Source organism: Idiomarina sp. UBA4520 (assembly GCF_002388365.1).
GTDB classification, from domain to species: domain Bacteria; phylum Pseudomonadota; class Gammaproteobacteria; order Enterobacterales; family Alteromonadaceae; genus Idiomarina; species Idiomarina zobellii.
Genome location: NZ_DGMK01000017.1, coordinates 51628 through 77411, shown reverse-complemented (window position 1 = coordinate 77411; position 25784 = coordinate 51628). Strand labels below are relative to the sequence as shown.

Annotated in this window: 18 protein-coding genes; 8 read left to right on the top strand and 10 right to left on the bottom strand. The window is 47.2% G+C overall.

Annotated elements, in window-relative coordinates; all coding sequences use genetic code 11:
• Nucleotides 1-70: 70 nt before the first annotated feature.
• Nucleotides 71-1420 (bottom strand): DUF1329 domain-containing protein, encoded by a 1350-nt coding sequence (locus tag B3850_RS08000; RefSeq protein ID WP_053953820.1) that lies wholly within the window; start codon nucleotides 1418-1420, stop codon nucleotides 71-73.
• Between the two features lie 162 nt (nucleotides 1421-1582).
• Between B3850_RS08000 and B3850_RS07995 the strand changes: the two genes are divergently transcribed.
• Nucleotides 1583-2758 carry a WD40/YVTN/BNR-like repeat-containing protein gene (locus tag B3850_RS07995; protein ID WP_286911609.1) on the top strand — a complete coding sequence of 392 codons (1176 nt, stop codon included), beginning with the start codon at nucleotides 1583-1585 and terminating at the stop codon, nucleotides 2756-2758.
• Nucleotides 2759-2760: 2 nt separating this feature from the next.
• Nucleotides 2761-5094 (top strand): efflux RND transporter permease subunit, encoded by a 2334-nt coding sequence (locus B3850_RS07990; protein WP_286871898.1) that lies wholly within the window; start codon nucleotides 2761-2763, stop codon nucleotides 5092-5094.
• Nucleotides 5095-5124: 30 nt separating this feature from the next.
• On the opposite strand, the gene B3850_RS07985 is transcribed toward B3850_RS07990, so the two are convergent.
• The 3 genes from B3850_RS07985 to B3850_RS07975 all read right to left on the bottom strand — a co-directional run bounded on the left by B3850_RS07985 (nucleotide 5125) and on the right by B3850_RS07975 (nucleotide 8513).
• Nucleotides 5125-6759, bottom strand: coding sequence for a GMC family oxidoreductase (locus B3850_RS07985; RefSeq protein WP_286871899.1), 1635 nt, complete (start codon nucleotides 6757-6759; stop codon nucleotides 5125-5127).
• On the bottom strand, nucleotides 6737-8176 hold the full coding sequence (gene sbcB / locus B3850_RS07980) for an exodeoxyribonuclease I (protein ID WP_286911608.1): 1440 nt from the start codon (nucleotides 8174-8176) through the stop codon (nucleotides 6737-6739). The genes B3850_RS07985 and sbcB overlap by 23 nt, the downstream gene beginning before the upstream one ends.
• A gap of 97 nt (nucleotides 8177-8273) precedes the next feature.
• A complete protein-coding gene (locus B3850_RS07975) occupies nucleotides 8274-8513 on the bottom strand; it encodes a hypothetical protein (protein ID WP_286871905.1) in 240 nt (79 codons plus the stop codon).
• Between the two features lie 89 nt (nucleotides 8514-8602).
• On the opposite strand from B3850_RS07975, the gene B3850_RS07970 reads away from it, so the two are divergent.
• Complete coding sequence (locus tag B3850_RS07970; RefSeq protein WP_273268901.1) at nucleotides 8603-9634, top strand: isoaspartyl peptidase/L-asparaginase family protein; 1032 nt, start codon at nucleotides 8603-8605, stop codon at nucleotides 9632-9634.
• An 11-nt stretch (nucleotides 9635-9645) separates the two neighbouring features.
• Nucleotides 9646-13569, top strand: coding sequence for an ATP-dependent RNA helicase HrpA (gene hrpA / locus B3850_RS07965; RefSeq protein WP_286911607.1), 3924 nt, complete (start codon nucleotides 9646-9648; stop codon nucleotides 13567-13569).
• Between the two features lie 35 nt (nucleotides 13570-13604).
• Here hrpA and B3850_RS07960 read toward each other — a convergent pair whose 3' ends face one another.
• The 6 genes from B3850_RS07960 to ubiG all read right to left on the bottom strand — a co-directional run bounded on the left by B3850_RS07960 (nucleotide 13605) and on the right by ubiG (nucleotide 19424).
• Nucleotides 13605-13871, bottom strand: a complete 267-nt coding sequence (locus B3850_RS07960; RefSeq protein ID WP_053953811.1) for a GrxA family glutaredoxin — start codon at nucleotides 13869-13871, stop codon at nucleotides 13605-13607.
• A gap of 115 nt (nucleotides 13872-13986) precedes the next feature.
• On the bottom strand, nucleotides 13987-14247 hold the full coding sequence (yfaE, locus tag B3850_RS07955) for a class I ribonucleotide reductase maintenance protein YfaE (protein ID WP_053953810.1): 261 nt from the start codon (nucleotides 14245-14247) through the stop codon (nucleotides 13987-13989).
• 3 nt (nucleotides 14248-14250) lie between these two features.
• Nucleotides 14251-15384: a class Ia ribonucleoside-diphosphate reductase subunit beta gene (gene nrdB, locus B3850_RS07950; protein ID WP_053953809.1), complete on the bottom strand. Its 1134-nt coding sequence runs from the start codon at nucleotides 15382-15384 to the stop codon at nucleotides 14251-14253.
• 17 nt (nucleotides 15385-15401) lie between these two features.
• Nucleotides 15402-17732 carry a class 1a ribonucleoside-diphosphate reductase subunit alpha gene (nrdA, locus tag B3850_RS07945; RefSeq protein ID WP_286911606.1) on the bottom strand — a complete coding sequence of 777 codons (2331 nt, stop codon included), beginning with the start codon at nucleotides 17730-17732 and terminating at the stop codon, nucleotides 15402-15404.
• A gap of 270 nt (nucleotides 17733-18002) precedes the next feature.
• Nucleotides 18003-18689, bottom strand: a complete 687-nt coding sequence (locus tag B3850_RS07940) for an HAD family hydrolase (protein ID WP_286871920.1) — start codon at nucleotides 18687-18689, stop codon at nucleotides 18003-18005.
• 3 nt (nucleotides 18690-18692) lie between these two features.
• On the bottom strand, nucleotides 18693-19424 hold the full coding sequence (gene ubiG / locus B3850_RS07935) for a bifunctional 2-polyprenyl-6-hydroxyphenol methylase/3-demethylubiquinol 3-O-methyltransferase UbiG (protein ID WP_053953806.1): 732 nt from the start codon (nucleotides 19422-19424) through the stop codon (nucleotides 18693-18695).
• A 149-nt stretch (nucleotides 19425-19573) separates the two neighbouring features.
• Here ubiG and gyrA point away from each other — a divergent pair, with 149 nt between their 5' ends.
• From gyrA to aroA, 4 genes are read left to right on the top strand one after another with little or no spacing between them, the layout of a single operon-like run.
• Nucleotides 19574-22201, top strand: coding sequence for a DNA gyrase subunit A (gene gyrA / locus B3850_RS07930; RefSeq protein ID WP_286911605.1), 2628 nt, complete (start codon nucleotides 19574-19576; stop codon nucleotides 22199-22201).
• On the top strand, nucleotides 22201-23286 hold the full coding sequence (gene serC / locus B3850_RS07925; protein WP_286911604.1) for a 3-phosphoserine/phosphohydroxythreonine transaminase: 1086 nt from the start codon (nucleotides 22201-22203) through the stop codon (nucleotides 23284-23286). The genes gyrA and serC overlap by 1 nt, the downstream gene beginning before the upstream one ends.
• 54 nt (nucleotides 23287-23340) lie before the next feature.
• Nucleotides 23341-24444 carry a histidinol-phosphate transaminase gene (gene hisC / locus B3850_RS07920; protein ID WP_286873627.1) on the top strand — a complete coding sequence of 368 codons (1104 nt, stop codon included), beginning with the start codon at nucleotides 23341-23343 and terminating at the stop codon, nucleotides 24442-24444.
• Nucleotides 24437-25726: a 3-phosphoshikimate 1-carboxyvinyltransferase gene (gene aroA / locus B3850_RS07915; RefSeq protein ID WP_286911603.1), complete on the top strand. Its 1290-nt coding sequence runs from the start codon at nucleotides 24437-24439 to the stop codon at nucleotides 25724-25726. The genes hisC and aroA overlap by 8 nt, the downstream gene beginning before the upstream one ends.
• The last annotated feature ends 58 nt before the right edge of the window (nucleotides 25727-25784 follow it).

Genomic DNA, 25784 nt, shown 5'->3' with positions numbered 1-25784 from the left:
GCTTCGCTGGGCAAACAAAAAAGGAGACTCATGTGAGTCTCCTTTTTAGTGGTTTATCACCAGTATCGGCTTATCTAAAGCCTTTACGGCGCAGGGAGTTAGTCGTGAATTCGTCACGGCTTACTTCAATATCCCACTCCATGTATGGGTCTTCTTCGTTACCCAAGCCAAGCGAGATATAACGACCAGAGTTTAAGTCGTACAATGCTTCGGCAGCCATCCATGGTACGTCTTGGTTATAGAACTGAGTATTCAGAGCTTCACCAACAAGCCATAGTTCGCCACGACCGTCATAATGGTCGATGATAGACGCTGTCCAGCTATCTTCGTCAATGTACATAGTACGTTTTGAGTAGATGTGGCGTTCGCCTTCTTTCAGGCTGCCTTCCACAACCCAAACGCGGTGTTTTTCATAACGGATAAGATCCTGGTTCATGTGACCTGCCTGGATAATGTCTTCATACTCCAACTCAGGATCCATGATTTTAAAGTTGTTATAAGGGATATAAATTTCTTTTTTGCCCTTAAGCTCCCAGTTGTACTTGTCTGGGGCACCGTTATACATATCCAGGTTATCTGAAGTACGCAGACCATCTGCCGCTGTACCCGGACCGTCATAGGCGACGTTAGGTGCACGACGGACACGACGCTGACCGGCGTTGTAAATCCATGCGCGGCGGCCTTCTTTTACCTGGTTAATGGTTTCATGAACCAACAGAACAGTACCGGTTAAGCGAGAAGGCGCTTCAACTTCCTGCATGAAATAAAACAGAATGTTGTCATCGGCTTCCTGACGACCGGTCTCAAGGTACTCAGGGAACGCCAGAGTTTCTTTCAGCTCTACCGTCACATAGTCGCCATTTGAAAGTACCGGGAACTGTGCAATGTTACGAGTCACAGCACCACCACGGTAACGAGTAATGTGGTTCCAAACCACTTCCAGACCGTTTTGCGGAATAGGAAATGGAATGGTGGTATCGAAATTCTCTAAGCCGTTACCACCGGCAACCATTTCTGCGTTTTCCGCATTTGACTTAATTTTTGGCCATAGTTCATCTGGGTAGGTGGCTGTGCGATGAGTTGGGTAAACGTGCATTTTGTAGCTCGAGTATTTCTCGAACATAGCCACTTGACCTGGCGTTAAGTTGTCTTTGTATTCGTCCAGGTTGTCGTGAGTAATAGTAAATAACGGTTCTTCATTGGCGAAAGGGTCGTTACCGCGAACAACTTCAACGGAGTGATCAGAGTAACCACCGTCCCACGCAGGGATTGAACCATCGGCATTTGCCGCTTTCTCAGCACCAATTGGTGTTAAGTCTTGACCAAGCCGTGCGGCTTCTTCAGGTGATACTTTAGCCGCAACGCTCGCGGAAATCACCGACATGGCGAATACGCCAGCTTTTAGCATCAGTTTATTCATTATGATTTTCCTTGTTGTTCTACTTTCCAACATCACTTTGCCAGAGGACTGACCTCTCAGGCAACACTTTAACGAAAAAAAGCACGAAATTAACGAAAAAAGGTTTTCAAATTATCTTGAGCTTATACAATCCTATGACATTTTGAGTACCCAGGAGGTTCCATGCGTTCGTCTTTTGCCCAATTCGGGCTGTTGTTGGGTGCGTTGTTTAGCACCGCAGTATATGCCCAGGATGGCAATACAACAACAAACACTGATTACGAGGTTATCAGTGCACCGGCACTGTCGTCTGATGAAATAGAAAGAGAAGTTCTCATTGAAATCGCATCAAATGGTCAACAATTGGTTGCTGTTGGCGCACACGGTAATGTGATTCGTCAGGACGAGAGCGGTAGCTGGATACAGGCCAATGTGGATAGCAGCGTATTAATTACCAGTGTGGACTTTGCGAGCGCAGAAAAGGGCTGGGCGACCGGACATCACGGCGTTATTTTAACAACTGAAGACGGCGGTCAGACTTGGACGCGTCAACTGGACGGCTTTCAGTTAATGGAGCTGGAAAAAGCGTTTTACCAGAAAAAAGTAGCTACTCTTCAAGAGCGTCTGGAAACCGAAGAAGATAAAGAGGTTATCAGCGAACTTGAATGGCAGCTAGAAGAAATGCAATTCCAAATCAGCAATATTGAAGTTGCTGAAGAAGAAGGCCCAAGCAAACCGTTTTTGGATATTTTAGCGGTAGACGAGCAAACAGCTTTCGCAATAGGAGCTTATGGTACTTTCTTAAAAACCGCTGACGGTGGTGCTAACTGGCAGGTTATTTCTGACAAGCTCGAAAACCCGGGCGGTTACCATTTAAATGCGATTATTGCTCGCAACAGTGACTTCTTCATTGTTGGAGAGGCGGGCTTGCTGTTTAGTAGCGAAAATAGCGGAGAGGACTGGACGCGCTTAGAGTCACCGTATCGCGGCTCCTTATTTGGGGCGCACTTAGATAATGCCAACAACTTATGGGTGTATGGCTTGCGTGGTAACGCTTATGTGTCGGAAGACAAAGGACAGTCATTTGAGCAAATAGAAACCGGTACTAGCGTGAACTTATCGGCTGGTGTAGCAACAGACTCAGGAGAACAACTGATCGTTGGCCACTCCGGAACCATTTTAAAAGTGGATGCAGCTCTTAACGTTGAATCGTTAAGACACCCAAGCGGCTCGGTAATGACAGATATTGTTGTGGTCAATGACGGCGAATGGCTCATGACAGGACGCAGTGGTCTATTACACTGGCCCGCTAAAGTCACCGAGGAAGAAGCGTTGGCATCTCAACAAGGAGCGCAGTAACAATGGATAATCCAATATCAAAAAAGCCGGCGGGAATTATTGAGAAGTTACTTTTTGGTTTTCGAGCGCCCTGGCTGGTCATATTTTTACTGATCACTGTTTTTCTGGGTTACAACGCCGCTCAGGTGCGCCCGGACGCAAGCCTGACCAAGATGATTCCAACGCATCATCCGTTTATTCAAAACTACTTTGAATATCAGGATGACTTAGCCAGTTTGGGCAACGTGGTCCGTATTGCTGTTGAGCACAAAAATGGCGATATTTTTGACGCTGACTTTCAAAAGAAGCTTCAGGAAATAACTGATGAAGTCTTCTTCATTCCTGGTGTTAACCGTTCAGGGCTGAGAAGTCTGTGGACGCCCAATGTTCGCTGGATGGAGGTTACTGAAGAAGGGTTTGTCGGAGGCCCTGTCATTCCGGACGGTTATGATGGCAGTGAAGAATCGCTAGAGCAACTGCGGACAAACGTTCTGCGATCTGGCGAGGTAGGGAACTTAGTTGCTAATAACTTTGAGTCGACCATCATCTACGTGCCACTCGACGAAGTTCATCCGGAAACAGGCGAGAAGCTGGATTATCAGGAGTTTTCTGAAAAGTTGGAAACCCTGGTTCGCGACAAGTACCAAAGTGAAGACATTGCTATTCACATTACCGGCTTCGCTAAGTTAATTGGCGACCTTATCGAGGGCGCTGAGCAGGTCGGTTTGTTTTTCTTGCTGGCCATCGCTATTACGTTAGCCATGCTGTATGCCTACAGCCGTTGCTGGCGTAGTACCTTTACGGTGCTTGGCTGCTCTATTATCGCGGTACTTTGGCAACTGGGTATTATCAAACTTATTGGTAGCGGTATTAACCCGTACTCCATGTTGGTGCCGTTCCTGGTCTTTGCGATAGGGGTTTCGCACGGCGTTCAGGTTATCAATGCCATTAGCCATAATAGAGTTGCAGGTTTCGACAAGCTTGAGTCAGCTAAACTGGCGTTCCGCGGTTTGTACGTGGCGGGCTTAACGGCGCTTGCCAGTGACGCTATTGGTTTTACCACGCTAATGGTCATTGATATTGAAGTCATTAAAGAGCTGGCCATTGCTGCAAGTATTGGTGTGGCGGTTGTGGTTCTGACCAACCTCGGCTTGTTACCTATTTTAATGTCGTACCTGGGCACCTCAAAAAATGGTGTTGAGTATGAGAAGCGCATTGAAGGCGAGCGCCATCCAATATTTGAGCTGTTTTCCAAGTTTACCCAACCCAAGTGGGCGTATTCCGCAGTAGCGGTTGCATTAGCGATGTTGGCCTGGGGCTTAATAAACAGCCAGAACATGGAAATTGGTGACCTTGACAAAGGGGCTCCGGAATTACGTCCTGATAGTCGTTACAACCAGGACAATGCCTTTATTGTCGACAACTACAGCTCAAGTACTGATATTTTTGTTGTTATGGCAGCTTCTGCCCCAGAGCAATGCATTGCTTATGACAACTTAGAACTAATGGAGCGCTTCAGTTGGCACATGGAGAACACTCCAGGTGTGCAAGACGTTAAATCAGTCGTCTATGTTTCAAAAATGGGCATGTTCGGTATTAATGAGGGGAACCTGAAGTGGTTCAGCCTGAACCGCAACAAGTATGTTATTAACGCCTCATTAAGCCGCATTCCAGATGGTTTAATTAATAACGACTGCTCAATGGCACCAATCATCATTTATCTGGATGACCATAAAGCCAAAACGCTGAAAACGGTCGTGGATTCTGTAGAAAGCTTTAATAACCGTTACCAACAAGAAGGGCTTGATCTGCTCATGGCTGCCGGTAATTCGGGTATCGAAGCGGCAACGAACTCCGTTATTGAAAAAGCCCAGAATAAAATGCTGTTGTGGGTTTATGGTGTTGTTATTGTGCTGTGCTTCATTAGTTTCCGAAGTTTACGAGCGGTTGCTTGTATTATTTTACCGCTGGCATTTACGACCGTAATGAGCCAAGGCTTAATGGCGGTGCTTGGCATTGGTATTAAAGTGGCTACCTTACCGGTTATTGCCCTGGGTGTCGGTATTGGTGTTGACTACGGTATTTATATTTACAGTAAAGTGAAAGAAGGCTTACAGCAGGGTATGTCGCTGCAGGATACGTACAAGTATTCCCTGGACAATACGGGTAAAGCGGTTGGCTTCACCGGCCTAACGCTGGCCATAGGTGTCGCAACCTGGATATTCTCGCCAATTAAGTTCCAGGCGGATATGGGCATATTGCTGACCTTTATGTTCCTCTGGAATATGTTGGGCGCGCTTATTCTTATTCCGGCACTGGCACGTTTATTCCGGGTTGGCAGTAAGAACGAGAAGTAACTGCTGTTAACCGGTAAATGACGGTAAAAACTAGGCGTCGGCTTTTATTAAGTCGGCGCCTTTTTCTGCAATAGCGATAGTAGGTGCGTTGGTGTTACCGCTAATAACGGTGGGCATAATTGAGGCATCTATTACACGTAAATTCTCAAGCCCCCGTACTTTCAGTGACGCATCGACAACCGCTTGTGAGTCGCTGTCGGGTCCCATTTTGCAGGTGCCTACCGGATGGTAAATAAGCCCCGTTTTCGACTTTATTTCCTCGAGTAGTAGCGAGTCGTTTGTCGCATTTTCAGTTGGAAACAAGCGCCCACCATTATGTTTTTTGAGCGCCGGTTGCGCCATTATTTCAAAGGCTTTTTTTATACCGTTTAACAGCGCCTGTTGGTCTTCTTTGCTTCTTAAAAAGCCATAAGTGATTTGAGGCTTGTCCATTGGATTATCTGGGTTTAACTGAACCATACCGCGAGCCGTTGGACGTAGCAGACAGACGTGACAAGTGAACCCATTGGTTAGCGTGGGTAACCAGTCATAACCGCTATCGTTGAACATGACCGGTAGTAGGTGCACTTGTATATCGGGCTCTTTAACCGCATTTGACGAACAATAAAAAGCACCGACTTCTGCAATTGAGTGAGCGAGCTGACCTTTTCGAGTAAACAGGTACTTTATGAAAGGCACTGAGAGCTTCAGTAAATTCCAGGGGGTCAGGGTCAGTCCATCTTTGGCTTTGTTTTTGTAGTGCAGGCTAATATCAACATGCTCTTGCAAGTTCTTGCCCACACCGGGTAAGTCATGAACGACGTTAATGCCTGCATGCTTCAATTCACCCGCCGGGCCAATACCCGAGCGCAGTAGAATCTGCGGCGAATTAAAGGCGCCAGCGCTTAAAATGACTTCTTTATTTGCTTTGGCAATGCAGGAACGGCCCGAGTGTTGATAACGAATGCCGGTAGCCGTTTTGTTGTAGAATACAATGCGTTCAGTCAGACATCCGGTTAATACTTTGAGCTTGGAACGATGTAACGCCGGCTTAAGGTAAGCGTGGTAGGTGCTGCATCGCTTGCCGTTTTTCATAGTGAACTGATAAGGGCCGTAGCCTTCTAACTGCTCCCCGCTAAAGTCAGGGCTTTCGGGTAAGCCGTATTCCCCACAGGCATTTAAAAATTGCGTGGAAACCGAGTAATAAGGCGCGACATCTGAAACATGTAACGGACCTTCAGCTCCATGATAAGCGTTAGCGCCACGACTGTTGTTTTCACTTTTGATGAAGTAGGGCAGTAAGTCGTTATAACTCCAGCCGCTGTTGCCTAAGGCGGCCCAGTGATCATAGTCGGATGCAAGACCGCGAGTGTATATCATGGCATTGATACCACTGCTGCCACCCAGCATTTTACCGCGCGGTGTATAGCTGCCTTTTGCCGTGGTTAAGTGCGGCTCTTTTTTGGCGCGGTACAGCCAGTTGAATTTGCGGCTGTGCATAAAGCGGGCAAAACCCGATGGCATGTCAGAAAACATCCCACCATGCGATGCTCCGGCCTCTAATAACAAAACGCTGTGTTTACCGCTTTCAGTGAGCCTATTGGCCAGTGTACAGCCAGCAGAGCCGGCACCGACAATAATATAGTCGAAAGACTCTTCTGTATTAGAGCGAAGCGACGTAGTCATACAGTGACTTTAAAAGACGCAATTTGTGGGCGTCTTCCTGATGCTGGTTAGCCAGCTCTTCCAGGCGCAGCGCAAAAGCGTCCGCAGAGAGCATGCCTTCCGGAGGATCAATAAGGCGTTGCTGACAAAACTGACGCCATTGGTTCAGCTCTTTGTCCGTTAATGTCGACGGATAGTTACGAGCACGGTATCTCAGTAGCAGCTTTTCCATACGCGGGTCTTCAAAGGCTAAATCCAACCCAGCTAATTGTTGCGGCTCGGACGCTCGAATAATTTCCATGTGCTTTTTGTCTTGCGGCGAGAAAAAGCCGTCGTAAATTTGGTGGTCAACATCGGTCCTTGGGGCAAACTCTTTGGTTTGCTCGAACACTTGCATTAACTTGTCTCTGAACGCACTGTTTTCCTGCAGCCACTGCGCATTGGCAGCTACGGTTTCCATATTGAGGTCAGCTCGTGCAGAAGCATCCTCAGAGATTGTTTTAATAGGCGCAAGAAATGGACTGCGGCCTAGATGAATGTTTTGTAGACCACTTTTTTGCTGCCCTTGAGCTTCCAGCTCTTTGCGGCTGGTGTAAGTCAGTTCAACGAGTTCATCGACCGACTTATCAGCAAAGAGTTTAGGATCAATGCGTAAGTCCCAGGCTATGACGTTACTGTTTTGCTTAGGGTGAAAGCCTAGTGGCAATATGGCGGACAAATACCGGTTTACGGTGCCGTAAAAGCCGCTGACGTGTGCTAGAGGCTCAGGTGCTTGCCAGTTAAAAAGGTTAAGAAGCTTTTGCTTACGGCGAATACTATACGCCCACTGCCATAACTTTGGCTGCTTTTCTTTAATGAGTTTAGCCAGACCAATGGTGGCGTAAACATCGGACATTGCATCGTGCGCCTGGCCGTGTTCAATGTTATTCGCCACACTTAAGTGTTCGAGTTTCAGGCTGGGCTGACCATCATCATTATCCGGCCAGTTAATACCTTCAGGACGCAATGCGAAGCAGGCTCGGGTTACGTCAATTAAGTCCCATCGTGAGTTGCCATTTTGCCAGCTGTATTCATAAGGGTCATAGAAGTTGCGATAGAACAGGGAGCGGGTTACTTCGTCGTCAAAACGAATATTGTTGTAACCAATAATGGTGGTGTTGGGCTTTTGAAACTCTTCGGCAATGGCTTTGCTGAACGCTGCCTCACTAACACCTTGCTTTAATGCGAGCTGCGGCGTTATTCCGGTAACTAAGGTTGCCTCAGGGTTCGGCAGAAAGTCAGGCGTGGGCTGAACATAAAGCGTTAATGGGCGGCCAACCACATTAAAATCAGTGTCGGTGCGAAGCCCTGCAAATTGCGCCGGACGGTCAACCAGCGGGTTAGCCCCCCAAGTCTCATAATCGTGCCAGTAAAAGGTTTCTAGTTCGTTTTGTGCCATAACCTAAGCTTAAGCTGCTTGTATAAAAGAAAAACTATAGCATGAGCTCGGCACCAAATTCAGTCACTTATTATACGTCGGTTATCGAAACAGCGCTTTAAACCCGCTCATACCTCTCAATAATTAAGTCGTAAGCTTTCTTCAATTTTTCTGTCAGTGTTAGGTTGTCGTCATGACGAAAGGCAAGCTCGGCATGTGGTAATAGCCGTTCGCCTACGCGACGGGCAATGGCGTCTTCCAGTTGTTGCAGGTCGCCCGATGCCGCTTCGGTTGGTACTTCAACCGTAATGTCGCCTTTCGAGCCAATGTGCTCATAGTTAACACGATAAGTTGGCATAATCCCTCCATCAATCGCATTGCTAAATGCGTGTTTATCCCCTCTAATAAGACTAGACGAAATACAATAAAAAGCAGGGGATATTAGTTATGAAAAAAACACTTCTCTTATCGGTACTGGCTGGCGCACTGATTGGATCAGCGCCGCTGCAGGCGGATGACCACGGCGTTGAATACGCAATGGCAATTCACGGTGGTGCCGGTACTATCACGCGTGCGAATTTAACGGATGAACAAGAGCAAGCTTACAAAGACAAACTCAACGAAGCTTTGGAAGCGGGCCGGGCAGTATTGAAGGACGGTGGTGACAGCACCACTGCGGTTATTGCGGCTATTCAAGTGATGGAAGCGTCGCCGTTGTTTAACTCGGGCAAAGGAGCTGTATACACCTGGGACGGTGAGCATGAGCTGGATGCGTCATTAATGGAAGGTGAAAAGGGTAATGCCGGCGCGGTGGCTGGTGTGAAAACCGTGAAAAGTCCTATTGAACTGGCACGTGAGGTGATGGAAGAGTCGGTACACGTCATGCTCAGTGGCGAAGGGGCTGAGCAGTTCGCTAAGCAACAAGGTTTAGAGCAGGTTGATAACAGCTATTTTAATACTGAACGTCGTTATCAACAGCTGTTAAAAGCCAAAGAAAAAATTAAGGCAAGTGAGCAGTCAGAGCAGCAAGCCTGGGAATATCTCGATTTAGATTATAAATACGGCACGGTTGGCGCTGTTGCGGTTGATAAAAACGGACTATTAAGCGCCGGTACGTCAACAGGCGGCATGACGGCGAAGCGTTATGGTAGAATAGGTGATTCCCCTATTATTGGTGCTGGCACTTGGGCGGACAACGACAGTTGTGCGGTATCAGCTACTGGGCATGGTGAGTATTTTATTCGCTTTCATGTAGCTGCAGATATTTGTTCGCGGGTTAAATATAAAGGCCTGTCGGTCAGTGAAGCCGGCGACGAAGTCATTCATGGCGTGCTGGAGCAAGCCGGAGGTACCGGTGGCGTGATTATTATTGATGCCGATGGCAATGTGGCCATGCCGTTCAATACCGAAGGTATGTATCGTGGCTACTTTAAAGGCGACGGTAACACGCACATTGCTATTTATAACGAGGAAGAATAAGTTCGGAGTTTATGAGTCGTAACAAAACGAATACCAACCCTTTCGTTAAGCAGTATCAGTCTCAGCTCGAGCAATGTACTTACCAAAAGGCCGCGCAACTGCGCGGTCGTTTGCGTGGGCTGGTTAAAATAAAAGATGAAAAGAAGCAGCAAAAAGTGCTCAGTGCCATTAAGGCAGACATTGAGCAGGCGGAGCTGAATTACTTACAGCGCTCTGAGCAGTCTTTTCATATTGAATACCCTGAAAACCTGCCGGTTGCACAGCAGCGAGACGATATAAAAAAGGCCATTGAGGACAACCAGGTGGTTGTTGTCGCGGGTGAAACCGGGTCTGGTAAAACGACTCAGTTACCGAAAATGCTGCTGGAGCTGGGTTATGGCCGCAAAGGTGTTATTGGCCATACGCAGCCACGACGTTTAGCGGCCCGCAGTGTTGCCGCGCGCATTGGTGAAGAGCTTCAGGACTACGCTAAACAACAAGTCGGTTACAAAGTTCGCTTTCAAGATGAAACGGCGCCGACTACCGCTGTTAAGCTTATGACCGATGGTATGCTGCTTTCCGAACTGCAGCAGGACCCTTTATTACTGCAATACGACGCTATTATTATCGATGAAGCGCACGAACGCTCGTTAAACATCGACTTTTTGCTCGGCGTTTTGCACACCTTGCTGCCCAAACGTCCGGATTTAAAAGTTGTTATTACCTCAGCAACTATTGAAACCGAGCGTTTTTCTAAGCACTTTCATGATGCACCGGTATTAACGGTTAGCGGTCGGACTTACCCGGTGGAAGTGCGTTACCGTGACCCATCAGAAGGCAATAAGACCTCTGAAACGGATATTTTGCAAGGCGTTAGCGATGCAGTAGAGGAACTGCAGAGTGAAGGGGACGGTGACATTCTCATTTTTGCGAGCGGTGAGCGGGAAATTCGCGACTACGCCGACGCTATTGCCGATTTAAAACTGAGAAATACGGAAATATTGCCGCTATACGCACGGCTGTCTTCTCACGAACAAAACCGAGTGTTTCAGTCACATTCTCAGCGCCGCGTTGTTATTGCGACAAACGTTGCTGAAACATCACTGACGGTACCGGGCATTCGCTATGTTATTGACCCGGGAACAGTACGTATTAGTCGTTACAGTTATCGGACGAAAGTCCAGCGTTTGCCGATTGAGCCAATTTCGCAGGCGAGCGCGAATCAGCGTAAAGGCCGCTGTGGACGTATCGGGCCGGGCATTTGTATTCGCTTGTACAGTGAGGACGATTTTTTACAGCGCCCGGAATATACCGACCCGGAAATACTACGGACGAATTTAGCGGCCGTTATTTTGCAAATGTCGGCGTTGCGTCTCGGCGATATTCGAGACTTTCCGTTTGTACAAAAACCGGATGAACGCTTTGTTAAAGACGGTTTGAATTTGCTGGAAGAGCTTAACGCCATAGAGCCGGGTAAAAAGCGGGAAAAGCCGAGGCTAACTGAAATAGGCCGGCAGCTTTCTCGTTTACCGTTAGACCCTCGGTTGGCGCGAATGGTGTTGGCCGCCAAGCAGTATGGCTGTGTACGGGAAATGCTGGTGATAACAGCAGCGTTAAGCATACAGGATCCGCGTGAGCGCCCGCACGAGTTTAAACAAAAAGCCGATGAGTGGCATCAGCGCTTCCACGATAAACATTCCGATTTCATGGCGTACCTCAACCTGTGGAATTACATAAAAGACAAGCAAAAAGAGCTGTCAGGTAATCAGTTTCGCAAGCAAGTGGCGCGCGAGTTTATTCATTTTATGCGGCTGCGAGAGTGGCAGGACATTTACACACAAAGTCGGCAGACGGTGCGGGAACTGGGTTTTTCGATTAATGAAGAGCCGGCGACTTATGAGCAGGTGCATCGCGCGCTCATTTCCGGCTTGCTGTCGCAAGTGGGTATGAAAGAAGACCGGCATGAATATCAGGGCACGCGACAAACTAAATTTCATATTTTTCCGGGCTCCGGGCTTTTTGGCAAACCGCCTAAATGGGTGGTTACCGCTGAGCTTGTCGAAACCTCGAAGCTGTATGCGCGGATTAATGCTGATATAGACCCATTATGGGTGGAGGAAGCGGCTTCTCATTTGGTGAAGAAAAGCTATTTAGAGCCACACTTTGAGAAGAAAAAAGGCAGTGTGGTGGCAGACGAGCAAGTCACTATGTTGGGTCTGGTACTGGTGCCTAAACGACGTGTGCAATACGGACCGGTCGCGCCGGCTAAGGCGCGTGAGATATTTATACGCGAAGGCTTAGTGAACAGTCAATTGCAACGTAAGTTGCCGTTTATTCAACACAACTTGAAACTGATTCAAGATGTTCAGGCTCTTGAAGCCAAGTCGCGCCGCCGCGATATCCTGGTGGACGAGGAAGTCCTTTTTGAAGCGTATGAACGGCACATACCGGAAGGCATTTATAACGAAAAGCTGTTAGCCGGCTGGTGGCATAAAGCCGCCAAAAAAGAGCCTAAGCTATTGTTTTTTGAGCGAGATGATCTCATTGCCGGTGAAACTGAGCACATTACCGAAAACGATTATCCGGAGTTCTGGCGACAGGGTAACTTGCGTTTGCCGCTAACTTATCACTTTGAGCCCAATGCGGTTGATGATGGGGTGAGCGTCAATATTCAATTAGGTGTGTTGAACCAGGTAAAACCAGAAGGCTTTGATTGGCATATACCGGCATTGCGCGAAGAGCGCATTGCTCATTTAATTAAGTCACTACCAAAAGCGTTGCGCAGAAATTTTGTGCCTGCCCCTAACTTTGCTGGCGCCATAATGGCCGACGTTGAGCCCTTTGAAACGTCGTTGTTAGAGGCTATGACGCACAAACTGCGCCGTATGACGGGTGTTACCGTACCGGATGACAGCTGGGACGAAAGCAGTTTGCCAGTGCATTTACGCATAAACTTTAAAGTTTTAGACGGTAAAACGCTCGTAAAGCAGGGCAGAGACCTGCAACAGTTGCAGGACGAGCTGTCTGGTAAGGTTCAGCAACGTCTGGAAAAGGCTGCCGGTGATGACATCAGCCGCGATGACGTTGAAAGCTGGGACTTTGATGAATTGCCGGAAGTGGTGACGGAAGCGCAGCAGGGGTTTGAAATTAAGGCTTATCCTGGCTTAGCGATTAAAGGTAGCCGTGAGATTGCGTTGCAGTTGTTTGACTCGAAAGAGGAGGCCGAACAGCAGCACCGACAGGGCTTGCGTCGACTGTTGTTAAAGCAAATTCCATCACCAGTAAAGCATTTGCAAAAGTCGCTATCGAATAAAGCGAAGCTGGCGATGTACTTTAATCCCTGGGGTAAGGTAGAAACTCTAATTGAAGACTGTATTGCCGCAGCGGTTGATGCGGTGATTAACGAACAACTTGAAGCGGGAAATAAGCTAAGAGACGAACAAGGCTTTGAGCGCTTAAAAGAGCAAGTACGAGGCGAATTGAACGAACGAGTTGAACAGATAGCTCTTAGGGTTGAGCAATGTCTGACACATTCGCAGGATGTTCGCAAAGCGCTGAAAGGTAAAATTCCGCTCGATCAAATTCAGTCGCGAGGTGACATTCAGGATCAACTGGATAACTTAATTTTTCCGGGCTTTGTCTCGAGGTTTGGTGAACAACGGCTCGACGATATTGTGCGCTACTTAAAAGCCATGCAACGTCGTTTGGAAAAACTGCCGGTGGATCCGAATAAAGATCGCTTAATGACCATAGCGCTCAGTAATTTACAGGAAGCCTATAGTGCGGTCTTAAAACGTTATAAAACCGGCGCTTTGATTCCTGAAGATGTGGCTGAAGTTCGCTGGATGATAGAAGAGCTGAGAGTTTCGTTCTTTGCTCAGACGTTAGGAACAAAGTATCCGGTGTCTGAGAAGCGAGTGAAGCAGGCAATAGAGGCGATCAAAAAAGGCGGCTGAAATAAGCCGCCTTTCTTACGCTAACACTTACAACATTAAGCCGTGTACAAGCCTAAGTTCTCTTTTGCGTATGCTTCAAACTCAGTGAAGCCGCCAACGTGTGACTCGTCGACAAAAATTTGAGGTACTGTGTGTACCGGTTTACCAACGGTTTTTTCTAAGTCCGCTTTAGAAATACCTTCTGCGTGAATATCAACGTAGCGATAATCGAAGTCATCGCGGTCTGCTTTTAATTGATCGGCAACTTCTTTTGCGCGTACGCAGAACGGGCAACCAGGACGTCCAAAAATAACTGTAAACATGAAATACCTCTTCCTTAATCAGTGTTACCGGGAATTATCCATTTTTTAGGCATAAAAACAAATGGGTCTTACCGATGACTGTAATCGATTCTGTGAATAGCCAATACGCTCGGTGCTAGTGCTCAATATCTAAGTCAGACTCTGGCACGCAACAACAGGGCAGAATGTCGCCTTTTCGAACGTAAGCTAACGGCTCAGTGGTATAACGTACTTGACCGGAATTTAGTTTAGTCCTGCATGCACCACAAAATCCACTACGACAATGGTAGTGCATTTCCAGCTGGTGTTTTTCCAGCGCTTCGAGCAGGGTTCCTTCAGTCGCGTCAACGGCAAGCTCAGGCCCGCCGTTAACGATGACTTTAAAGGTTTTAGTCATGGCTTAGAGGTCAAAGTCCCCAAGATCAGAGGCATTAACTTCGCTATCAATTTGGCCAACCAGGTAAGAGGTAATTTCCGCTTCCTGAGGAGCCACCTGTACGTTGTCTGAAACTAAGTACTTGTTCATCCACGGCAATGGGTTAGAGCGCATATTTTCGAACGGAGCATCAAAGCCAATAGCCTGCATACGCAAGTTGGCTATGTACTCAACGTACTGGCATAACATGCTCTCGTTTAGGCCAATCATTGAACCGTCTTTAAACAGGTAGTGAGCCCACTGCTTTTCCTGTTTCACTGCGGTCATGAAAATTTCATAAGCTTCGTCACGCAGCTCTTCGGCAATTTCTTTCATTTCCGGGTCATCTTCACCGTATTGCCAAAGGTTCAGAATATGCTGAGTTGAGGTTAAATGGACGTTTTCGTCACGCGCAATCAGCTTAATGATTTTGGCGTTACCTTCCATCAGCTCGCGCTCTGCAAAGGCAAATGTACAAGCGAAACTGACGTAGAAGCGAATGGCTTCCAGTGCGTTCACCGAGTTAATGCACAAGAACAGTTTCTTTTTAATTTCGCGCTGAGTCACATTGTATGTTTCACCGTCGACCGTTACTTCACCTTCGCCGTGGGTTTGCCACAGCTGGGTGTAGAAAATAAGGTCGTCGTAGTATTGTGAAATATCGTTCGCACGAATTTTAATTTGCTCGTTAATAACAATGTCTTCAAACACTTCGCTCGGGTCAGTAAACAAGTTACGCAGAATATGCGTGTACGAGCGTGAGTGAATGGTCTCAAAGAATGACCAGGTCTCAATCCAGGTTTCAAGCTCTGGAATGGATACAATGGGCAACAGCGCAATATTCGGTGAGCGGCCCTGAATAGAGTCCAGCAGTGTTTGGTACTTCAGGTTTGAAATAAACACGTGCTTTTCACTGTCAGTGAGTTTATTAAAGTCGACTCGGTCGCGGCTTACGTCAATTTCTTCAGGGCGCCAGAAAAAGCTAATTTGTTTTTCTATAAGCTTTTCAAAAATGCTGTGCTTTTGTTGATCGTATCGAGCCACGTTAACCGAGTTACCTAAAAACATAGGCTCGGTTAACGGATTCGTTTGTTCCTGGTTAAACGTTGAGTACGACATTTCGCAAAATCCTTCTTTTAAATTTTACAAGCGCCGCCGGCACAATCGTCATCTTCTTCGATGATGACTTCAGATGGCTGTGCACCAGGCTTTTCTGACTTTTGACGTGCCGCGATATCAGACTGGTTATCGGCTGCACCGTCGCGCGTGTTGTGATAATAAAGTGTCTTAACGCCCAGCTTGTATGACGTTAGCAGGTCTTGTAAGAGCTGCTTCATAGGCACTTTGCCAGCGTCAAATTTGCTTGGATCGTAGTTGGTGTTGGCAGAAATAGTTTGGTCGACAAACTTCTGCATAATGCCCACCAACTCTAGGTAGCCTTTGTTGCTCGGAATTTGCCACAGTAGCTCGTACTTATCCTTAAGCGTCTCGTAGTCAGGCACTACCTGCTTAGTAACGCCGTCTTTAGACGCTTTTACGCTGACAAAGCCACGCGGTGGCTCGATGCCATTGGTCGCGTTTGAAATTTGCGACGACGTTTCAGATGGCATTAACGCTGACAGGGTAGAGTTGCGCATACCGTGCTGCTTGATGTCGGCGCGCAGCTGATCCCAATCCAGGTGCAATGGTTCATTACAGACAGCGTCCAGGTCTTTCTTGTAAGTGTCTGTTGGCATAATACCTTGTGAATAGGTGGTCTCGTTAAACTTCGGACATGCACCTTTTTCTTTCGCCAGGTTCATTGAGGCTTTCATCAGGTAAAACTGGATAGCCTCAAAGGTCTTGTGAACCAGACTGTTTGCTGAGCCGTCAGAGTATTTAACACCGTGCTTAGCCAGGTAATAAGCGAAGTTAATGACACCAATACCCAGAGTACGACGATTCATAGTTGCGTTGTAAGCCGCAGGTACCGGATACTCCTGATAGTCGAGTAGGCTATCCAGAGCGCGAACGGCTAAGTCAGCCAGCTCTTCAAACTCGCCCAGGTCGTTAATTTTACCCAGGTTGAATGCTGACAGGGTACATAGCGCAATTTCACCTTCTTCGTCGTTGACGTGCTGTAACGGCTTAGTTGGCAGAGCAATTTCCAGACACAGATTGCTTTGACGAATAGGGGCAACTTTCGAGTCAAACGGGCTATGCGTATTGCAGTGGTCAACGTTTTGTACGTAAATACGACCTGTGCTGGCACGCTCCTGCATAAACAGGCTGAATAGTTCAATGGCTTTAATGCGTTTTTTACGAATGCTTTCGTCTTGCTCGTACTGAACATACAGCTGCTCGAACTTCTCTTGATCTTCAAAGAAAGCGTCATACAGGCCAGGCACGTCAGACGGGCTGAATAGAGTAATGTAGTCGTCTTTAACTAAGCGTTGATACATTAAACGGTTAAATTGAACACCGTAGTCCAAATGACGAACACGGTTTTCTTCAACACCCCGGTTGTTCTTAAGTACCAGCAAGCTTTCTACTTCTAAATGCCACAATGGATAGAAGAGGGTTGCCGCGCCACCACGAACACCGCCTTGCGAACAGCTCTTAACCGCAGTCTGGAAGTATTTGTAGAATGGAATACAACCGGTATGAAACGCTTCACCGTTTCGAATTGGACTACCCAGCGCACGAATGCGACCGGCATTAATGCCAATACCAGCGCGTTGAGAAACGTATTTCACAATGGCGCTAGCGGTGGCGTTGATAGAATCCAGGCTGTCGCCAGTTTCAATTAATACACATGAGCTGAACTGACGGGTTGGTGTACGAACGCCGGACATAATTGGCGTTGGTAGTGAAATTTTAAACTCAGACGTCGCATCATAGAAGCGCTTGATGTAATCCATGCGCGTTGCTTTTGGGTAGTTCGCGAACAAGCAGGCTGCAACTAAAATGTACAAGAACTGGGCGCTTTCATAAATATCGCCTGTCACACGGTTTTGAACCAGGTATTTATTCTCAAGCTGCTTGACCGCTGCGTATGAGAAGTTCATGTCGCGCCAGTGGTCGACAATCTCATCCATTTGGTCGAACTCAGCTTCGCTGAAGTCTTCCAACAAGTGCTCGTCATAACGGTGCTCTGCCACCATTTTCTTGACGTGATCAAATAAACGAGGTGGCTCAAACTTTCCATAAGCGCGTTTGCGTAAATGGAAAATGGCCAAACGGGCTGCCATGTACTGATAGTCAGGAGCTTCTTCCGAGATTAAATCCGCCGCAGCTTTGATGATGGTCTCGTGGATGTCTTCGGTTTTAATGCCATCATAAAACTGAATATGGGACTTAATTTCGACTTGAGAAGCGGAAACATTATGCAGACCTTCTGCTGCCCACATGATGACTCGATGGATTTTATCTAAGTTGAGCGGTTCACGTTCGCCGCTACGTTTGGTGACATACAGTTGCTCGTTCATTTTGCGCCAACTCTTAGCTTTTTGTTATAGAGATGTAGCCACAAGATATTGTGGTCATTAGTTATACAGAGTGAAATTCACACAATATCTAGTGTCTTTGATTTTTCAGTATGCTAGGTCTTAGTCAGACTTTGATCAAGTGAAATTCTCGAGAAAAGCAAAAGAAAATTAGCGTTTAATTGTTGATTTTTTTCTAGCCTTTAATAGACGTGAGTTTGCGAGGACCTAGGCTTTTTATAACTTTTTTGTCTTTAAAAATGGGTTAATAGATCAAGGTTGTGGTAGCCCAATAATATTCAGTAACTCAAGCGGTGTGCTGATGCCGTAGTCGGCCTTCCAGTCAGCGGGTGAGTCGCTGTCGCTAATATACCCATAATGAGCCAGTACCGTTGTCATTGCAGCATTGTGGCCAGCCTGAATATCACGTTCAGCGTCACCTACGTAATTGCAGCTTGTAGGGGTTACCCCCAGCTGTTCTGCTGCCAGCAGTAAAGGTGCAGGGTCGGGTTTTGATACACTCAAAGTGTCCCCGCAGACAACTGATTCAAAGACATTGAACTCGGGAAAGCTTGGTAACAGCTGTTGAGTCAATTGCTTGGGTTTGTTAGTGACAATAGCCACTTTTATTTGTGCTTGAATCAGAGCATTCAGTAGCGGTACAACACCTTCGTACACATGGGTCTTAGCGGCAATGCTGTTCGAGTAAGCGTCTAAGAAAGCCTTTCTTAACTCACTTTCATGGGTTTCCAATTCTTTTGAAAAAGCCAGCTTTAATAAGCCTCTGGAACCATGTGAAGCAACAGGCGTATAGGCGTCTTCATGAACAGGTTCTTTCCCATATAAAGCGCACACATTGTTGAGTGCGGCTCCAAGATCAGGGGCGGTGTTCAGCAAGGTGCCGTCAAGATCGAACAGCACGCCTTCGGGAAGCTTGGCGTTCTTTGCGAGATTCGTCATGAGCTAGGTCAGAGGCTTTTGTAAAACAGTAATGTAATTCACATCGATATCGGTATTCGACAGAGTGAACCCTTTTAATGGATGGAAAATTAATCCATTAATATCAACCTCATTAAGCCCGGCTTCATCGGTCATGCGGAAGAGCTCTGACGGCTTAATAAAACGCTGATGCTGGTGTGTGCCTTTGGGCACCCAACCAAGTATATGTTCAGCAGCCAAAATGCCCAGCAGCCAGGACTTAACGTTACGGTTTAGAGTTGAGAAAAACACCAAGCCGCCGGGTTTAACCGCTTCTGCGCATGCCTTAACTATAGAGGCAGGGTCGGGCACGTGTTCCAGCATTTCCAAACAGGTAACTGCGTCATACTGACCTTTATGGTCGGCTGCGTGATTTTCTACGGCGACACATTGGTAATCAACAGAGACTTCGCTTTCTAGTGCATGTAGGCGCGCTATTTTTAATGACTCTTCGGCTAAGTCGATACCGGTAACTTTAGCGCCGCGCTCGGCCATGGCTTCACTTAGCAGACCACCACCACAACCGACATCAAGAATGTTTTTTCCAAATAATCCATTGGCGTGTTGCTCAATAAAAGACAGCCGAACCGGGTTAATTTGGTGCAACGGTTTGAATTCGCCTTCCGGGTCCCACCAACGCGAGGCGAGGGCAGAGAACTTAGCGATCTCTTCTAAATCGACGTTTTTTTGTTCAGTATTTTTGTTTTCTTGTGTCATGGAGTGCACTGTTGTGAGCGATAAATAACGCGGCTAGTCTACCCTAGCTAAAGAATAAGAAAAAGAGGGTGCGAGACTCGTTTCGGATGGGTACAATGACTGCATCAAAATAACAAAGATATGCGGATTTTTATTTTAGGGACTGAACTATGAGCGATCTAGCCAGAGAAGTGTCACCGGTTAATATCGAAGATGAATTAAAAAGCTCTTATCTCGATTATGCGATGAGCGTTATCGTCGGGCGTGCACTGCCTGACGTCAGGGACGGACTAAAACCGGTACACAGACGTGTCTTATTCGCAATGAACGAGTTGCGTAACGACTACAATAAACCCTATAAAAAGTCAGCGCGTGTGGTCGGTGATGTCATCGGTAAATATCACCCACACGGTGACAGCGCGGTTTACGACACTATTGTTCGTATGGCGCAGGACTTTTCATTACGCTACATGTTGGTTGACGGGCAGGGTAACTTTGGCTCGGTCGATGGTGACTCTGCAGCGGCGATGCGTTATACCGAAATTCGCATGGCCAAAATCTCTCACCAGTTACTGGCCGATTTAGACAAAGAAACGGTTGATTTTGTCGATAACTACGACGGTACTGAGCGCATTCCTGATGTACTGCCAACCCGTGTTCCTAACCTGTTAGTCAATGGTTCTTCCGGTATCGCGGTTGGTATGGCAACGAATATTCCGCCGCATAACCTCACCGAAGTCATCAACGGCTCACTGGCGATGATAGACAACCCGGACATCGATGTTGATGGGTTAATGGAATATATCCCGGGTCCGGACTTTCCAACGGCTGCAACAATTTCAGGCCGCAGCGGCATTGTTGAAGCGTACAAAACGGGTCGTGGTCGCATTCACTTACGTGCTAAAGCAGAAGTGGAAGTCGACGAGAAAACAGGCAAAGAGACCATCATTGTTACGGAAATTCCGTACCAGGTGAACAAAGCGCGCTTGATTGAAAAAATTGCTGAATTAGTCAAAGAGAAGCGCGTTGAAGGTATTAGTGCACTGCGCGATGAGTCTGACAAAGACGGTATGCGCATTGTCATTGAAATACGCCGTGGTGACGTTGGCGAGGTTGTACTTAACCACTTATACGCAAACACCCAATTACAAGTGGTGTTTGGTATTAACATGGTGGCACTGGATAAAAATCAGCCACGCCTATTTAATCTGCGTGACATGCTGGACTGCTTTATTCGTCACCGTCGCGAAGTAGTGACTCGCCGCTCGGTTTATGAATTACGTAAGGCGCGCGAGCGTGCTCATATTTTGGAAGGCCTGGCGATATCGCTGGCGAACATAGATGAAGTTATTGAATTAATTCGTCGCTCTCCAACACCTGCGGAAGCGAAAGCCGGTCTTATTTCCCGCGCTTGGAAGCTAGGTGATGTTGCAGCCATGCTGGAAACGGCTGGTGTTGACGCGGCACGCCCGGATCATTTGCCGGAAGAGTACGGCATTAAAGGTGATAACTATCATCTGACCGAAGCACAAGCGCAAGCCATTCTTGATTTACGTTTACACAAGCTCACAGGGTTAGAGCACGAGAAAATTCTCGACGAATACAAAGGTCTGTTAGAGCAAATTGCTGAATTGCTACATATTTTGCGTAGCTCAGAGCGCCTCATGGAAGTTATTCGTGAAGAGTTAGTCGAAATTCGCGATAACTTTGGTGACGAGCGTAAGACGGATATTACTGCTGCAGCCCACGACATCAGCATGGAAGACCTTATTAATGAGGAAGATGTTGTACTAACACTGTCTCATGAAGGCTACGTGAAGTATCAACCACTGACTGAATACGAAGCTCAGCGCCGTGGTGGTAAAGGTAAAGCGGCAACGAAAATGAAGGACGAAGACTTCATTGAACGTCTGTGGGTTGCTAACACCCACGACACCATTTTGTGCTTCTCGACTCGTGGCCGTATCTACTGGATGAAAGTGTATCAGCTGCCATTAGCCAGCCGTGCGTCACGAGGCAAGCCTATTGTTAACTTGCTGCCGCTTGAAGAGGATGAGCGCATTACCGCTATTCTACCAACGCGTGACTACCCTGAAGACAAGTTCGTGGTTATGGCAACGAAGAACGGCACGATTAAGAAGACGCCGTTGCCTGAGTATTCCCGTCCACGTAACGGCGGTATTATTGCCCTGAACCTGGTGGAAGGTGACGAGCTTATAGGTGTTGATATTACCGATGGCAACGGTGACATCATGCTGTTCTCTGATGCTGGTAAAGTTGTTCGCTTTGCGGAAGAGCAGGTTCGCTCAATGGGCCGTACTGCAACGGGTGTTCGCGGTATTCGTCTGGAAGAAGATCAGCGTGTTGTGTCACTCATAGTGCCGCGTGAGTACGAAGACCAGGAAGCGGCCGTTCTGACGGTTACGGAGAATGGTTATGGTAAACGTACGCCGCTGACTGAATACCCGGCGAAAAGTCGTGCAACCAAGGGTGTCGTTTCTATAAAAGTGAGTGAGCGTAATGGCTCTGTGGTCGGTGCTATGGAAGTTATCGACGGCAACGAAATTATGCTTATTAGCAATAAAGGCACACTGGTTAGAACTCGTGTTAACGAAGTGTCTACTGTTGGCCGTAACACTCAGGGTGTGCGTTTAATTCGTACCGGCGATGACGAAAAAGTCGTTGGCTTGCAGCGCATTGATGAAATTGATGAAGACGAAGAGCTGATTGAAGGTGAAGTTGTTGCCGATAATGGCGAAGAAGACGGAGCCAACGAAGAAGGAGCGTCTGAAGAATAATGAGTGACGTATTTAACTTTTCAGCAGGACCGGCAATGTTGCCGGTCGATGTGTTAAAGCAAGCTCAGGAAGAACTTCTTAATTGGAATAACCAAGGCGTTTCTGTGATGGAAATGTCGCATCGTGATCCGGCGTATGTACGTATGGCACGAGAGGCAGAGCAAGACTTACGTGACTTACTGAACGTTCCGGATGACTACGACGTCTTGTTTTTGCAAGGTGGCGGGCGCGGCCAATTCTCAGCCGTTCCGCAAAATATCGCTTCTCCGGATTCAACGGTCGACTACCTGGATACCGGTATTTGGTCTGGTTTTGCTATACGAGAAGCTGAGAAGTTCGTCTCTAGAGTCAATGTAGCCGGGCAGGTGAAAGAGGGCGTTAAAGGCAAGGAGATTCAGTCTCCGGATGACTGGCAGTTGTCTGACAATGCAGCGTATTTTCATTATTGTCCCAATGAAACCGTGGATGGTATTGCACTTCACGATATCCCTAATGTTAATGCACCCATTGTGGCAGACATGTCGTCAAATATTTTGTCAGAGCCGCTGGATGTGTCTAAGTTCGGTGTTATCTACGCCGGTGCGCAAAAGAATATAGGTCCGTCAGGCTTTGCTATTGCCATCGTTAAGCGAGATTTGCTGGGGTCACCGCAGAAGCAGGTTTCATCGATTATGGACTATCAGTTACAGGCTAACGACGGGTCTATGTATAACACCCCCAACACCTTTGCCTGGTATTTAGCAGGGTTGGTGTTCAAATGGCTTAAGGCACAAGGTGGTTTGTCCGAAATGGGTCGAATCAACCATGAAAAAGCGAAGTTATTGTATGACTTTATCGACAAGTCTGACTTTTACCGAAATACCGTTAACCCGCAGTATCGTTCTATTATGAATGTGCCTTTCCAGCTTGCTGATGACAAACTGGATGCTGAGTTTTTAGCTCAGGCTGAAGCCGCAGGCTTCAAAGGCTTGAAAGGGCACCGTTTTGTAGGCGGTATGCGAGCCAGTATTTATAACGCAATGCCGGTAGCCGGTGTTAAAGCGTTACTCAGCTTTATGGCGGACTTTGAGAGAAGTCAAAGCTAGGCTCAAAATAGAGTTAAGTTCCAAAAATAATAAGACAAAAGGCTTACGAGAATTATGAGTAATTTTGATGCATTGTCATTAGTTAACCCCGGTGTAAAACAGCTCCGTCCTTATCAAGCGGGCAAGCCAGTGTCTGAATTGCAGCGCGAATTGGGTTTGCAGCACGTTGTTAAATTAGCATCAAACGAAAACCCTCTCGGTTTGAGTGAGAAAGTAAAGACGGCGCTGGAAGCCGAGCTTAACGATCTGGTTCGTTATCCGGACGCAAACGGGTACTACCTGAAAAGTCGCCTAGCTGAGTTGAACTCAGTGACAACGCAACAAATTACTCTGGGTAATGGCTCTAACGATGTGTTGGAAATTTTGGCACGGACGTTCGTGTCAGACCAGGACGAAGTCATTTTCTCACAGCATGCGTTTGTGGTTTATCCGTTAGTCACTCAGGCTATTGGTGCAAAACCTGTTGCAGTACCGGCTATTGACTACGGTCACGATCTTGATGGCATGGCAGCAGCAATAACTGACAAAACGAAGATGATTTTCATCGCAAACCCGAATAATCCAACCGGAACCTTTTTGACGACAGAGTCAATTAAAGCGTTCTTGGGCAAAGTGCCTCAAAACGTCATTGTCGTATTAGACGAAGCCTATTACGAGTACGTACCTGAAGCGGAGCGAGCGCCATCGGTTGAATGGATTAAAGAGTATCCGAACCTTGTAGTCAGCCGTACGTTTTCAAAAGCCTACGGGTTGGCAGGATTACGCGCAGGTTATGCAGTAAGCCATGAAGGCATTGCCGATGTCCTAAACCGTATTCGTCAGCCATTTAATATGAATTCACTGTCCTTAAAGGCGGCAGAAGTGGTGTTGGATGACCATGCTTACTTGCAAAAAGCGGTTGAAGTTAATGCGCACGGCATGAAACAGCTAACTGACTTTTGTGAAGGTGCAGGCTTTAACTACATTCCTTCTTACGGTAACTTCCTGACTATTGAAGTCGGCCCAGATGCAGAGAAGCTTTACGATGAGTTGCTGCACGAAGGGGTTATTGTGCGTCCGGTTACTGGCTATGAGCTGCCGAATCACTTACGCGTCAGTATTGGCTTACCCGAAGAAAATGAAGCCTTTATTAAGGCAATGAAAAAACTGCGTGGCTGAATCGATTTTCCTTAAACCCCGGGCGCAGTGTCGAGGAACTATTGTTCTTCCGGGGTCTAAGAGCATTGCTAACCGAGCGCTGCTGATGTCAGCGCTTTGCTCTGGGCCTGTCAGCTTGCATAACTTGCTCGACAGTGAAGATACAGAGCATATGCTGGGGGCATTGGCGAGCTTAGGCGTCAGCTGTGAAAAGTCAGATAATGCGACACTTGTTACCGGTTGTTCGGGGCAGTGGCAACTGAATGACACCTCGCTGCATTTAGGTAATGCGGGTACCGCCATGCGACCGTTAATTGCAGTTTTGGCGGCAACGTTAAGTGCGAATCAGCAGGTCGAGCTCACCGGCGACTCTCGTATGCAGGAACGGCCTGTTCAACATTTGGTCGAAGCTTTGCAAGCGCAAGGCGCCGAAATAACCTATCAAAAAACACCAGGGTATCCACCGGTATTAATTAAGCCCGGACTTAAAGCTGGCAATTTTTCCATAGACGGCTCGGTTTCCAGCCAGTTTATTTCGGCGTTGCTCATGGCGCTGCCACTGCTTAAACAAGACTCTACCTTAACCTTAGTAGGAGACGTAGTCTCTAAGCCATACATCGAGTTAACGCTCAAAATGTTGGCTGACTTTGGAATCGTAATAGAGCGTGTCTCTGAAAGCCGTTTTCATGTAAAAGGCAGCCAGTCTTATGTATCTCCCGGTAATTATCATGTTGAAGGCGATGCTAGTGGCGCTTCGTATTGGATGGCAGCAGCATTGCTCGGTGGCGGGCCGATAACTATTGAAGGTGTGGGTGCTTCTTCTATTCAAGGTGATAAAGCGTTTACAGAAGTCATTCAGGCAATGGGTGGCACTGTAGACATAGGTGAGCATCAAATGACAGTGACTGGTTCAGGGGTTATAAAAGGACTGGATAAAGATTTTAATGCTATCCCAGACGCAGCTATGACGGTTGCTCCTTTAGCACTTTTTGCAGACAAGCCGACTATTATTCGTAATGTTGCCAACTGGCGGGTTAAAGAAACGGATCGGTTATCGGCGATGGCGACAGAACTGCGAAAACTGGGCGCCGACGTGGAAGAGGGTGCTGATTTCCTAAAAATATATCCTGTTCAGCACTGGCAAAATGCTAAAATAGACACCTACAATGACCACCGTATGGCAATGTGCTTTTCCCTGGCCGCATTTTCGCCCGTAGGCGTAACTATTAATGATCCTGACTGTTGCCGTAAAACGTACCCCACTTATTTCCAAGAGTTTTCACGAATTTGTCAAAGTGACTGAGTAAACTCAGCTTTCCCGTTATTTCGTGCTCCTGATTAATGCAATTTTTTCACAAATG

Excerpts from the sequence above, each read along its gene's own strand:
- B3850_RS07975 (WP_286871905.1), bottom strand. The coding sequence starts at position 8,513 with ATGCCAACTTATCGTGTTAACTATGAGCACATTGGCTCGAAAGGCGAC.
- nrdA (WP_286911606.1), bottom strand. The coding sequence starts at position 17,732 with ATGAACGAGCAACTGTATGTCACCAAACGTAGCGGCGAACGTGAACCG.
- B3850_RS07995 (WP_286911609.1), top strand. The coding sequence starts at position 1,583 with ATGCGTTCGTCTTTTGCCCAATTCGGGCTGTTGTTGGGTGCGTTGTTT.
- B3850_RS07960 (WP_053953811.1), bottom strand. The coding sequence starts at position 13,871 with ATGTTTACAGTTATTTTTGGACGTCCTGGTTGCCCGTTCTGCGTACGC.
- B3850_RS07940 (WP_286871920.1), bottom strand. The coding sequence starts at position 18,689 with ATGACGAATCTCGCAAAGAACGCCAAGCTTCCCGAAGGCGTGCTGTTC.
- nrdB (WP_053953809.1), bottom strand. The coding sequence starts at position 15,384 with ATGTCGTACTCAACGTTTAACCAGGAACAAACGAATCCGTTAACCGAG.
- B3850_RS07985 (WP_286871899.1), bottom strand. The coding sequence starts at position 6,759 with ATGACTACGTCGCTTCGCTCTAATACAGAAGAGTCTTTCGACTATATT.
- B3850_RS08000 (WP_053953820.1), bottom strand. The coding sequence starts at position 1,420 with ATGAATAAACTGATGCTAAAAGCTGGCGTATTCGCCATGTCGGTGATT.
- gyrA (WP_286911605.1), top strand. The coding sequence starts at position 19,574 with ATGAGCGATCTAGCCAGAGAAGTGTCACCGGTTAATATCGAAGATGAA.
- B3850_RS07990 (WP_286871898.1), top strand. The coding sequence starts at position 2,761 with ATGGATAATCCAATATCAAAAAAGCCGGCGGGAATTATTGAGAAGTTA.
- hisC (WP_286873627.1), top strand. The coding sequence starts at position 23,341 with ATGAGTAATTTTGATGCATTGTCATTAGTTAACCCCGGTGTAAAACAG.
- sbcB (WP_286911608.1), bottom strand. The coding sequence starts at position 8,176 with ATGGCACAAAACGAACTAGAAACCTTTTACTGGCACGATTATGAGACT.
- ubiG (WP_053953806.1), bottom strand. The coding sequence starts at position 19,424 with ATGACACAAGAAAACAAAAATACTGAACAAAAAAACGTCGATTTAGAA.
- yfaE (WP_053953810.1), bottom strand. The coding sequence starts at position 14,247 with ATGACTAAAACCTTTAAAGTCATCGTTAACGGCGGGCCTGAGCTTGCC.
- serC (WP_286911604.1), top strand. The coding sequence starts at position 22,201 with ATGAGTGACGTATTTAACTTTTCAGCAGGACCGGCAATGTTGCCGGTC.
- B3850_RS07970 (WP_273268901.1), top strand. The coding sequence starts at position 8,603 with ATGAAAAAAACACTTCTCTTATCGGTACTGGCTGGCGCACTGATTGGA.
- hrpA (WP_286911607.1), top strand. The coding sequence starts at position 9,646 with ATGAGTCGTAACAAAACGAATACCAACCCTTTCGTTAAGCAGTATCAG.